The organism is Aulosira sp. FACHB-615, assembly GCF_014698045.1.
In the GTDB taxonomy this organism is placed as follows: Bacteria; Cyanobacteriota; Cyanobacteriia; order Cyanobacteriales; family Nostocaceae; genus Nostoc_B.
Genome location: NZ_JACJSE010000007.1, coordinates 274,397 through 286,762 on the forward strand (window position 1 = coordinate 274,397; position 12,366 = coordinate 286,762).

Consider the following 12,366-nt stretch of genomic DNA (forward strand, 5'->3'; position numbering starts at 1 on the left):
CAAAGGACGCAAAGGACACGAAGTTAGAAGAGTTTGAGAGAGTTCTTGCGTAAGTCATATCTAGATATCCTATATATCAGACAAGATTATTTGGCCGATTAATCTAGTTTTATAGCAATTATCAATCATTCGTGAATAGCAAGATCCCCGACTTCTTGAAGAAATCGGGGATCTAAGTTTGAGGAATATACTAATCTAACTGACTTAAAATTCCCTTCACATCAACGGCTAACTTTTGACCTAATTTTAATAACTGCCGACATTGATTAGTATCCTGTTTATTGATCAGGCTGGCAAAACAAGCGGGTGCTATCTGACTGTGCAGACAACTGAAGTATAGTTCTTGAGAACGATAGAGAGAAATACCCAAGTTGAGTTGATATCCCACATCAATCAATCTTTCTAATATTTGGATATCGGTGGCAAAACTACCGTTGGTGTCATGTAATAATTGCCAGAGCGATCGCAAAATTAATTGCTCTAATATTTGCTTACCTTCGGGAATATTGAAGCGACAACGCAGATGCTTGGCTTCTGTGGCGATCGCTTCTAATTCTACAATGTGATTTCCACAAGATTGCGGTTCTGTGATGTCTTGCTCTAGCGATCGCAATGTTGTCATACAGCGATATCCTAAAGCAATCTCGGCAGCCACTTGCAATTCTTGGGGTACTTCGAGTTCATCCCGATGAAAGGCCATGAGTACGCCGTAGTTTTCGCGGTATGTTTGGGTATACAGTTGGTCAAGTCGAGTTAATGTTTCTTGACTGATTAACCGCATAATCCGGTGACGTTCTTCAGCAAATAAATTCTGTAAGCTAAAGGTTTCATTGCCAAACACCTGTGTCATCACCAAAATAGTCTGGGCTGCACTGGCTTGCTGGAGTGCGGTGAACAATTTTTCTTTTAACTGGCTGTAATCACGTCGCCCTGTAAACTGTTGAATGCAGCAGTGAAAATCCCAACCGCCTAAATGCAGCACAGCAAACACTAAATGTTCGCTTTCCCAAGTAATTTCGGAAACTAATTTTAAATGTCCGACAACTAAAGTCAATGCTCCCATGCGTTGCCGTTGGTAGTCTAACTCATTACTTGTGTAGCAATAAACTCGCTTTTGGCAATGATGACGCATTTTACCAGAGGTATCTTGCCCTGGTAAATTGCAAGTCTCTACGGGTCGATGATTATTAAACAGCGAAGTAATGGCATAATGAGCAGCAACTTGCTTGAAGCTCACTTGAGCAGTTAAGACTAACTGACGATATATTTCACCGCCATGTTTGAATAAGTCTACATTGCTTGGTGCTAAACCCAAGCGTTTGACGAAGCCTTTTTCTAACTGCACACCTGCGACATCTCCCGCCAGTTCTAAGGCGCGGGCGGCGTAACGCAGAATTTGAGTACCTTCTGGGCGAGATAGTTCTTCAAAAAACCAGCCGCAACTGGTAAACATTAATAAGGAGTGACGCTGCATTTCTAATAAACGCAAAGCATCTACTTGTTCGGCGGCGTTGAGTTTGTGGGTTTGATGGCGGGAGAGAAAGCGGCTGACATTGGCGGGTGAGCGATCGCGGATGACTTTGATATACTCATCCCTAGCTAACCAAGGATCTTTGAAAAATTGCTGCCCATATTCTTCATACACTTCCACTAGCTGATCCCGCAGCCAATTTAAGGCGTTACGTAAAGGTCGCCGCCATTTTTGATGCCAAACACCACCCTCACCACCACAACCACAGTCATCCTGCCATCTATCAACACCGTGGGCGCAACTCCAAGCGGTGATAGGCTTGAGTTCTACTTCCCAAGTTGGTGGGTTTAAGCTGAGGTAGTGGGCAAAGTTGGTGACTGTCCACCCATGACGGGGAAGTTCGGTGGTAAAGGCGTAGGCGATGGTTTTTTCTGTGCCTTTTTTATGATGTCCAAAGGTTTCCCCATCGGTAGCCACAGATATCAATTGGGCGGGACGATGATCCCCACGCACAGCTGAACCTATACGTCCGGCTAAGTGATGGGAACTATAGGTGACATCTGTAAAACCCATGTCGCGGGATATTGGGCCATCGTAGAAGAAGATATCTATATATTTAGAAGTGTCCGATGTCGGGAGTGGTGAGTTGAGGATATCTCCTTTTTCAAATCCCCATTCTTTATTTCCTTTCAAATAGCAACGATAGGGACGGGTGGGATCAATCTGACTACCACCAACTTCGTGCCATTCTGGTTGGGGATCATTTTGTTTGGGTAGAGAACGACAACGTTGTGCTTGGGATGGTGCCAGGATAATGAAACGAATCCCTTCAGCAATTAAAGCTTCGATAGTTGCGTAGTCTACACCTGTTTCTGCTAACCAGATGCCTTCGGGATCACGACCAAAGCGAGATTTGAAGTCTTCTTTGCCCCAGCGAATCTGCGTGTATTTATCCCGTTCGTTAGCCAAAGGCATGATGATGTGATTATATACTTGCGCGATCGCATTGCCATGACCTTGCAGGCGATCGGCGCTTTTGGCATCTGCTTCTAATATTCGTTGATAAACCTCCACATCATAGCGTTCTAGCCACGACATCAAGGTAGGGCCAATATTAAAGCTGAGATACTCGTAATTATTCACTATCCCCATCACTTCGCCTTGGTCATTGACGATTCTGGCAAAGGCATTGGGACGATAGCATTCATAGTGAATCCGCTCATTCCAATCATGGAAAGGTGCAGCACTGGGTTGACGCTCAATTGCGTCTAGATAAGGGTTTTCGCGCGGTGGTTGATAAAAATGACCATGCACTGTGACATACACACCAGTCGCTGTTTTTAGGGGATCATGCTGGTGAGTATCTTGGGTAATTGAATGATCAATAGACGTAGCGCCAGGGCTGGCTGGCAATTCAGCAGCAGAAGTCATGTAGTATATTTATCCAAAACAAAAAACTTGCAGCAACGCGGAAAGCGTTTTCTTTCAACCTCATCTACACAGGCTTGAACACAAAATCCGGTATAGACTAAAACTATGGCTATAGGATACAGTTTAATTCTTGAGACAGCAGTCTGACTAGAGTGTGAAATCTGCGTTATCCTATCTCTGTTTTTCAAGTATCGCTAATTTTTCAGCTATTTCACAATTTTAGATTTTAGACTGACCCCACAGATAAATCTGGGCATTTGCACCATTTAGGGACTATTGGTCAACATGAATTGTCTTTGAATCTATTAAACTCTATTTCCTGTGTAGTATGCTACCTGAAAATTGATATTTTTACTACAAAATGTTGCAGAAAATCTGTAAAACACAACGTTAGTTTACATTGAGCATTGATCTGTTTTCATCAATTTTGATAAATTGCCACGAGTTCAGGACTTACGCACCAAAATTGTCTATGGGGATTGGGTGTGGGGGTGAAAGGGTATGGGGTGTAAGGGTTTTGAATACTTCCCCCCTTACACCCTCATACCCCTACACCCTGTTCTAAAATTTTATTTTTTCGTTTTTTTGCGTAAGTCCTAGAGTTTAGTAAATTCTCTCAATGGGTTAACTAAAACTTGAGAGTATCCTATTGGAGTGCTGAGTTATGAGTACTGCGGGGGATGAGGAAGAGAAGCAAAACAGGGAAGAATCATTTTTTGTTGACTCACTTTACTTACTTCACTACCTCATCTTCCCCATATTTCACTCAGCTTTTTCCAGGATAACTTTTACTAAAGTAACCAAATGTCAGGTAAAAACATTCTTTTTTTCGTGCTGTTACTGTTTATTCCCGTGTCGCTGGCGGCGCATTTTCTCGAATGGGGAGACTTAATAGTGTTTGTCACTGCTGGTTTGGCGATTTTGCCTTTAGCCGCTTGGATGGGAACAGCAACAGAGGAAATTGCTGTGGTGGTAGGCCCAACGCTGGGAGGGTTATTAAACGCCACCTTTGGTAATGCAACAGAATTAATCATTGCTTTAGTTGCTTTGAACGCGGGACTGGTTGGTGTAGTCAAAGCCAGTATTACAGGTTCGATTGTCAGTAACTTATTACTGGTGATGGGTCTTTCGATGTTTCTGGGAGGATTGCGCCACAAAGAGCAAACATTTCAGCCTATTGTAGCGCGTGTAAATGCTTCCTCAATGAATTTGGCGGTGATTGCCATGTTACTTCCCACGGCAATGAACTATACTTCCAAAGGCATTAATGAACAAACTCTACAAAATCTTTCCTTGGCTGTGGCAGTGGTGTTAATTGTGGTTTACGCCTTGACATTGCTGTTTTCGATGAAAACCCATACTTATTTGTATGATGTGGGCGTGGCTGAGGCGGAAGACAATGAAGGTTCCCACGAGAAACCAAATATGTGGTTGTGGACTGGGGTGTTATTGGTTTGTACCTTGCTAGTCGCACTGGAATCAGAAATGTTAGTTGATTCTTTAGAAGTAGCCACATCCCAACTAGGTTTAACAGCACTGTTTACAGGTGTAATTTTAGTACCGATTGTGGGTAATGCCGCAGAACACGCCACGGCTGTGACTGTAGCGATGAAAGATAAGATGGATCTTTCTGTATCTGTAGCTGTGGGTTCCAGTATGCAGATTGCTTTATTTGTAGCCCCGGTGTTAGTCATAGCAGGCTGGATACTTGGTCAACCAATGGATTTAGATTTTAATCCCTTTGAATTAGTCGCTGTGGCTGTGTCGGTATTAATTGCCAACAGTATTAGTTCTGATGGTAAATCTAATTGGTTGGAAGGTATTTTGTTGTTAGCGGCATATACAGTTTTAGGTTTTGCTTTTTACTTCCATCCAGTAATTACCAGTATTGGATAGTAATAATTATGCAGATAGCGATCGCTGTTACTTTGATGAGCGATCGCTTCTGCTGAGAGATAGAATTAATTTAAATTTTTGTTCGCTACGTAACCATATTTTTGTATCTTTATCAAGTCTGAAAAATCAAAGTAATTTCTTATTCAAATCTTATTAACCATTAGAGATACCGCTTCAGATAGAGAAAATTTTTTATTATCTAGAGTTTATTATTTTCAAGGAAAGCAGGACATAAAACCAAATCAACGATTCAGATGCAATTGTGTCAAGCATAATTGAGGATTGCTAGGCGATCGCAGTTGTTTATGATTACGCAAAATTATTATATTTTTTTATTTCTAGGACACACCATTCCGGAACAACGACGATTTTTCTGTCAAAGGAAATATGGGTGTTAATAACATCAAAAAAAATGAGTGATATTGTCCTGCTGATGACGGGCGTGTTAATTGTCAAACAACCATCTCCGTCTCATATCAACCAGCAGCATGTAATTCAGCTAGATAATGGCGTGCAGAAAACACCACAGGGGCAGTCATCTCAATTTGATTTAGATAGAAAAACCACGCCGTCTGAATTCATGCAGCTTCAAGAAAAATCTGAAGCTACTCTAGTAGCTTTTAATGCTAATTCTGAAAAAAATCTAGTAAAAAAAACAGACAAAAAACCTGCTAAAGACTTATATAGCTTATCAGAATTTAAGAACTTTCAACCTGTAAATATCAAGTTTCCGCGTTCACAACGCCTCATCGCCCAAAAATTGAGTGACGATGAACTTTTATTAGCTAGGTCTACAAGATTGGGTGGTCGTACTGTACCTAATTTACGTTTTGGAAATTCAGGTCTAGCTGTGAGAGTTTTACAAAAGTTACTCATAGCTAATGGCTATACAATTCGTGTAGATGGGGTTTACGGTGCGTTGACAGAAAGTGCTGTCAAAGCCTTTCAAAATCGTCGCAATATCAATGTAGATGGCATAGTCGGGCCAAGAACTTGGTTTCATCTAACAAGATAAAAATAAAAGTAAAAAGGCAAAAGCTTATTTTATTTTGCCTTTTTACTTTTACCTTTTGCCTTTTTATTTTTTCCTTACATAATTACCGATATTTATGCTGTTCGAGAAGTTGTTGCGCCCTGGGTTTATAAATTAAGTAAAACAGTGCTTCCAAATAACGCAATAAATCTTCGCGGTTTTCTTGGGAGGTAAAATTCCAGAAGCCGTAAATTCTAGCTAAAGATAACAGCTTGGTGGTGTGTATTTTCCAAGTATAGGTAGTGTAAACTCGGTTAATTGCCTTTTGAGAAATTGTTTGCCAATAGTCGGGATTTTGTTCACATTTGGTAACAAAATCTAAAATTTTCGTGGCTGTCTCTGCTAAATTCGTAGGGTTAATGTAAAAGCCATTAACTTTATCTTGAATGATTTCTAGCGGCCCGCCAAATTGAGTCGCAAAAGTTGGTAGTCCAGAAATCATTGATTCTAAAATTGTTAAACCAAAGGCTTCAAATAAAGCAGGTTGGACAAAAATACCTTGATGGTCAGCAATCACGCGATAAATTTCGCCAGAATCACTTTTTGATAACCGGACACCTAACCAACGAATTTTGCCGTGAAGATTATATTCATCAATGATGTGATAAAGTTTGATAATTTCGTCACGTTCTTCGTTGTCGTCTGATTCTTCGGTGCGTAATTTACCCGCAACTAAAATCAAGTTACAATGCTCTTGCAAATCTTTACTTTGACCAAAACATTCAGCTAAACCAGTCAGGTTTTTAATGCGGTCGAGACGCGCCATTGAAAAAATAGGGCGCTTGTTGGGGTCATCCAGTTTGCCGAAAATTTGGCTAGAGTCTTCTAATGTAAATAACATTTCAGCGAGACGCAAGCGATCGCTTTCTACCCGTTCTTGAGTCTTGGTGTAGGGGAAGTAATAACTCTCGTTCACCCCCGGCGGAACAACGTTAAATTTCGGGCTGAATAACTCAATGCCATTCACCACATGATACAACTCTGGCATGGTGAAGCATTTATAAGACTCATATTGTCCCACACTATCTGGCGTACCGACAATTTCTTGATAAGTACTGCTGACGACAAAGTTAGCAGCATTCATGGCTATCAAGTCAGCAGTAAATTGTAGAGAGAAATGATATTTATCTTCTAAATCTTGCCAGTAAAGATTACTAAACAAATATTTAGATTTTTCTAAAGCATGGGCGATGTTACACTGGGTAACTTTCATCCGTCGCGCTAATAAGAAAGCTACTAAGTTCCCATCAGTGTAGTTACCGACAATTAAGTCTGGTTTACCGTGAAATTCTGCTAATAATTCTCTTTCTGAGTCGATAGCGAAGGTTTCGAGATAAGGCCAAAACTCAAAGCGAGAAATCCAGTTTTGGGTCATGTTGGGATTGAAATCCCGCAAAGGTACGCGCAAAATCCAAGCATTGTCTGTACTGTGGACTTTCTCTAACCTTTCGTTACATAAAGTACCATCACTATTGGGAATCAAGCGCGAGAGAATAATTACTTTTGGTTTAACGTTGAGTCCGTCTAAACCAGCGAGTAAGACATCTTCTTGTAGTTGCTTTTCTAAATTTCTGGCTTGGTCGAGAACATAAACTACTTGACCACCTGTATCGGGTCTTCCTAAAACTCCCTCTTGTCCAAACCAACCATGTGCGGAAACCAAGACGATTCTAAAAATCATCGGGACGCGGGAGATAAACGCTTCTAGGGTTTGGGGGTCGGGTGAGTCAATTAATTCATCTAAAATATTCAGAGTTTCTTGTACTCGTTGGGCGGTGTTACCCCAACCAGGTTCAAAACCCATTGTTTGCAATTGAAAGCGAAAATCATCGTAAGGTTCATCACTGGGGCGTTCGTTGACAAATGCGATCGCTTTTTTTAGTTGTTGGGAAAGTTGCTGCTGTGATTGAATCCGATTGTTAATTAGGAGTTGAATACCGTTATATTGGTGCAGGCGCAAAAAGTTAAATAAGCTTTCTAGCCATTGTTTGGGGTCTTGGAAGAGTTTACTAGAAAGATAACGGTTGAGATACTGCACACCCTTACCAATATTTTTCGGGTCGCGGATAACTGGGGTGTAGTCGTAAAAAGGGGCGAAGTCTAATTCTAACAAGTCACCTTCGTTGGGATGATATTTATTGACGAGGCGATCGCGCAGATCCAGCAGTTCTTGTACTGTCATTGCTTCCGCACTCAAGTCTGCTGTGAGTCGATAAACTTCTTGACTAGCAATATAAGGACGGATAATAAAACAAAAGTTGGAGTCTTCTTGAATAATTTCTTGCGTGTAGTAGAGGAGTTTTCCTAACAGAGATAATTTGTCAGAATTTTCCGGCTTTCCATGTTTAGCACAATATTCACTATATACCTGGAGTATGTCATTTCTCAGCAAATAATTTTTTTCTTGTTGGCGTAATTCACTAATAAAAGCACGCAAATCATTTTTTTCTTCACTTTCTAGAACTGCTTGAATCAATTCAGACATATTCACCTCACAGTCAATAGGTACAAACACGAATAAACACAGATAAACTCTTTCTATCTGTGTTTCACAAAGTCTATGGACTTCTTGCGTGTTCTTCTTTACCTAAACTATCGAATAATCAGTATTATTCCCTCTAACTATAGGCGGACAATTTTCGTAACTTTAGGCTGATTCACTATATTTATTGCTGGAAATGCCTCAATTCTCAATTGATATCGAAAAGCGATCGCCTGATAAATTATTTCCTTTTCTCCTTAGCTCAATTTATCAACCACTGCTAATTAAAAAGTAAAATTATTTTGCTTTAAATGTAAAAAATTCATACTTGTTTGTGGCCAGTATACTCATCATTTTATATACATTCTGTTACAGTTAGTTATATTAGTCATTCAATTTAAAGTTCTATCAAATAACAAAATTATCTCCTGATTTTTAGCAACAAAATTTAATCTTTATGTTGTGATATCAACAATGAGTTTGTATTTAAATCAAATAAAATCAACTTTTGATATTAGTGAGAATAATTTAAATTTGCCCTCGCTATAATTGCACCACGAAGTAATTAGAAACAGGGACGGTATATATGCAAGACCATTCACATAAATTAACAACTACCGACCACAGCATAGGCAACATTTTAATTGTCTCATTCATGCTATTCTGCGGAATGACTTTTATCTTTCTTTTAGGAATTTTCTAACAGTGACATTGGGAAATCAAGGATTTATAGGGAAGCAAAAAACTAAAATTTGCTTCCCTTTTTAATTGAGATTTATGCAAAAAACTATGAAACCTATCCCGCCTAGAAATATAGGGTTTCTCAGTTGAGTGCGGTACAAGTTGATAGGGGGGCTAGATTTGATGTACATCATTGGAATGAAAACCGCTATAAAGTCTCAGGCTAATCGCTATGAGACTCAGAGTTGATTCCAAGGCAGGACTTAAAATTAAAGTTTTGATAAAAGTGTTACCGGGATAGCTAAAGGTGATTGTAGCCATTCCGGTTTATAACTTTTAATTAGAGTAATTTGTATTAACTAGGGCGAACGATGGGACTCGAACCCACGGATGGTGGTACCACAAACCACTGCCTTAACCACTTGGCTACGCTCGCCATTGACTTATCGATTAATAATCATAGCATCTATTTAGTAATTGAGCAAGGGTTTTTTTCAAGGAACGGACTTTACTAATGTATAGTCCAGGAACACTAATGGCTATCAGAAGATGACAGTGAGAAATATGAAGCTTTTGACGATGATGGCATTGGCGATCGCTACTAGCATAGCTGTAGTTGGCGTAGCCATGTCTAAAACTAATCCGACATCCAAGGAGTATGAAGATTATGCAGTCAATCAACTCACCCAATATCTCAAAAATGATGTGTGTCAAAAAACCTCAAAGTTAATTGAGAGCTTACTTAATTCTCGCTGTGACAAACTTGTTGATTCCACTAACCCCCAAATGCGAGATTTGGTCAGAACCACAACGGAACGGCAAGATTTTCTGTTGTTTAGTGTGTATCGGACAGATTTAACCCTTGGTGCTTGGCTACCAGGGTACAAGTTTGAAACGGTGGGAGCTTTTCATAATTTTTATACGTACAGTGCTGAACAGCAATAGCCTTCACTAACTCCCGCATCTAAGATTAAGCTTAGTTAGCAAGAGTTACACCTTTACCCATGTCATCTGCATATCTGTTGGTATCGCACGGAAGCCGTGACCCTCGTCCAGAAATCGCTTTACAGCAATTGACAGAATTCTTAAGTCAAAAACAGCAAAGTTACTCATCAAGCAAAAAGCTAGTCGGCTTGGCTTACTTAGAAACACGTCCAGAACCGTTACACATCCAAATCAAAGAATTTGCTCATAGTGCATTTGTGGCTGGATGCGATCGTCTCAAAATCATACCGCTATTTCTTTTACCGGGAGTCCATGTGATGCAAGAAATCCCTGAAGAAATAGCATTAGCACAACAAGCCTTGGGCAAAGATATTAATTTGGAATTACTACCATATATAGGTAGCAACCCTGGTTTAAGCAAGTTGCTATCTCAACAAATGGCTGAGATTAAAACCCAAGCCTGGGTTTTAATTGCTCATGGGAGTCGCCGTCCGGGTTTTCAACAGCCAGTGGAAACCATAGCAGCAAATATAGGTGCAGTAGCAGCCTATTGGTCTGTGGCTCCTAGTTTAGAAGCACAGGTAGAACAGTTGGTAGCTGCTGGTAAAGAAAAAATTGCAATTTTGCCATATTTTTTATTCGCAGGTGGCATAACCGATGCGATCGCACAACTCACAGAAACGCTAAAATTAAAATTTCCGGCTGTGACTTTCCAATTAGCTCAACCTTTGGGAGCAAGTGCAGAGTTAGCTGATTTGATTTGGGATTTGATGAAGGAATGAACTGCACAGAAAAAGAAGAGCAGAAGAATTTGGGAAAAGTTTATTTAGTAGGTGCAGGGCCGGGAGATCCCGGACTGATGACTCTCAAAGGCAAAAGTTTATTAGAATGTGCCGATGTCGTGATTTATGATGCGTTGGTGAGTCCAGCCATTTTAGCAATGATTAACCCCCAAGCCGAAAAAATCAACGCTGGTAAGCGGATGGGGAGACATTCACTATTACAAGATGAAACCACGCAGTTATTAATAGATAAAGCCCAAGACCACACCATAATAGTACGACTCAAAGGCGGCGACCCGTTTATTTTTGGTCGTGGTGGCGAAGAAATGGCAGATTTAGTCCAAGCCGGGATTTCTGTTGAAGTTGTGCCAGGAATTACATCGGGAATCGCCGCTCCAGCTTATGCTGGCATACCTTTGACCCATAGATTGTATAGTTCTTCAGTAACTTTTGTCACTGGGCATGAGTCGGCTGGTAAGTATAGACCGACGGTAAATTGGCAAGCGATCGCCCAAGGTTCTGAGACAATTGTCATTTATATGGGCGTTCATAATTTGTCGCACATCATTGAAGAGTTAACGGCGGCGGGTTTAAGTTTAGCAACACCAATTGCGTTAGTGCGCTGGGGTACAAGACCAGATCAAGAAGAACTCATTGGTCAGCTAGGCACAATTGTAGAGCAAGTTGAACAAACCAAATTTGATGCGCCGGCGATCGCGGTTATTGGTTCTGTAGTGAATCTGCACGATATCTTATCCGCTTGTCGTCCAGTTTGATCAAAGAGTCTAGATATATCGCACCTGATTTTGCATTTCGTCCGCCGTAACGTGATTTAGAATCACCAATAATCTTTGATGATAAGTAATCACTTTCTCTGTACCTCTGCTTCTGTTCGCCGAGCGACTTGTACCGAGCGTTCGCGCAGCGTCTCCTTCAGGAGAAGTCGAGGTCAGTCGAGGCGCTGCTTGTATCTCTGTATTATTTTTAAAGTGAAATATGATCACAGCCAAGCCCTGACACCCATACACCCCTTCACCCTTCTTTAAACCCTTTATTTCTGCTGTAAAACTTGACATCAGCAGTTAACTTAACATGCAAAAAAATAAATGTAGTTTAGTTAAAGATTAAAGTGTAAATTTAAATTTGATCCAAAGTTTTTATCAGTAATATCACTATGATTTTAAATATATATCACTTACGTAGATACGCACTGATAAATTATATTAATTTTATATAAGGTGATTAAAGTTACTAAATTATAAAAAATTGATTAAAGAGCAAAAATCATAAAATAGACTGTTTTAAGCAATTTATGCCTGAATTACTTAATTTATCTAGTAAAGTTTTTATTTTACATTAACCTAAAAATTCCTTAATCAAATTTTGTTTATGTATTAATACTGTCAGTAATGTATTAATAAAATTTATTTTATATGTATAAAAAGCAGCATTATAGCATGTGACATAAATTCCTTTTTTATTATTTGTGATAAATCCGTATGTTCTTACTCGTGAATAATTTATTTAGAATACAAAAAAGCTAAGTTATACTACTTACTAGTTTCAATTGAATTAACCTTACTCATAGAGGATGTCTGAAAACTTTTTAATGTTGTAATGAACTCTGACAGATTACTCTAAACCA

General features: G+C 39.8%; 8 protein-coding genes and 1 tRNA gene. 5 read left to right on the forward strand and 4 right to left on the reverse strand.

Annotation, left to right across the window (positions count from 1 at the left end; all coding sequences use genetic code 11):
* Positions 1–190 precede the first annotated feature (190 nt).
* Positions 191–2,902: a DUF3536 domain-containing protein gene (locus H6G77_RS14570; protein WP_190871916.1), complete on the reverse strand. Its 2,712-nt coding sequence runs from the start codon at positions 2,900–2,902 to the stop codon at positions 191–193.
* Positions 2,903–3,706: 804 nt separating this feature from the next.
* On the opposite strand from H6G77_RS14570, the gene cax reads away from it, so the two are divergent.
* Both cax and H6G77_RS14580 read left to right on the forward strand, forming a co-directional pair.
* Positions 3,707–4,798, forward strand: a complete 1,092-nt coding sequence (gene cax, locus H6G77_RS14575; protein WP_190669845.1) for a calcium/proton exchanger — start codon at positions 3,707–3,709, stop codon at positions 4,796–4,798.
* Between the two features lie 412 nt (positions 4,799–5,210).
* Positions 5,211–5,813, forward strand: a complete 603-nt coding sequence (locus H6G77_RS14580; RefSeq protein ID WP_242048187.1) for a peptidoglycan-binding protein — start codon at positions 5,211–5,213, stop codon at positions 5,811–5,813.
* Positions 5,814–5,895: 82 nt separating this feature from the next.
* On the opposite strand, the gene H6G77_RS14585 is transcribed toward H6G77_RS14580, so the two are convergent.
* The 3 genes from H6G77_RS14585 to H6G77_RS14595 form a co-directional block, all read right to left on the reverse strand.
* On the reverse strand, positions 5,896–8,316 hold the full coding sequence (locus H6G77_RS14585) for a sucrose synthase (protein WP_190871917.1): 2,421 nt from the start codon (positions 8,314–8,316) through the stop codon (positions 5,896–5,898).
* Between the two features lie 852 nt (positions 8,317–9,168).
* On the reverse strand, positions 9,169–9,315 hold the full coding sequence (locus H6G77_RS14590) for a hypothetical protein (RefSeq protein ID WP_190589781.1): 147 nt from the start codon (positions 9,313–9,315) through the stop codon (positions 9,169–9,171).
* A gap of 42 nt (positions 9,316–9,357) precedes the next feature.
* A tRNA-His gene (locus H6G77_RS14595) sits at positions 9,358–9,430 on the reverse strand.
* A 128-nt stretch (positions 9,431–9,558) separates the two neighbouring features.
* On the opposite strand from H6G77_RS14595, the gene H6G77_RS14600 reads away from it, so the two are divergent.
* Genes H6G77_RS14600 through cobA form a run of 3 tightly spaced genes read left to right on the forward strand, consistent with a single transcriptional unit; the run spans position 9,559 to position 11,497 of the window.
* Positions 9,559–9,939: a DUF4359 domain-containing protein gene (locus H6G77_RS14600; protein WP_190589885.1), complete on the forward strand. Its 381-nt coding sequence runs from the start codon at positions 9,559–9,561 to the stop codon at positions 9,937–9,939.
* A 59-nt stretch (positions 9,940–9,998) separates the two neighbouring features.
* Entirely contained in the window at positions 9,999–10,721 is a 723-nt protein-coding gene (locus tag H6G77_RS14605) for a sirohydrochlorin chelatase (RefSeq protein WP_190871918.1), read from the forward strand.
* Entirely contained in the window at positions 10,718–11,497 is a 780-nt protein-coding gene (gene cobA / locus H6G77_RS14610) for a uroporphyrinogen-III C-methyltransferase (RefSeq protein ID WP_190871919.1), read from the forward strand. Before H6G77_RS14605 ends, cobA begins: the two co-directional genes overlap by 4 nt.
* Positions 11,498–12,366 lie beyond the last annotated feature (869 nt).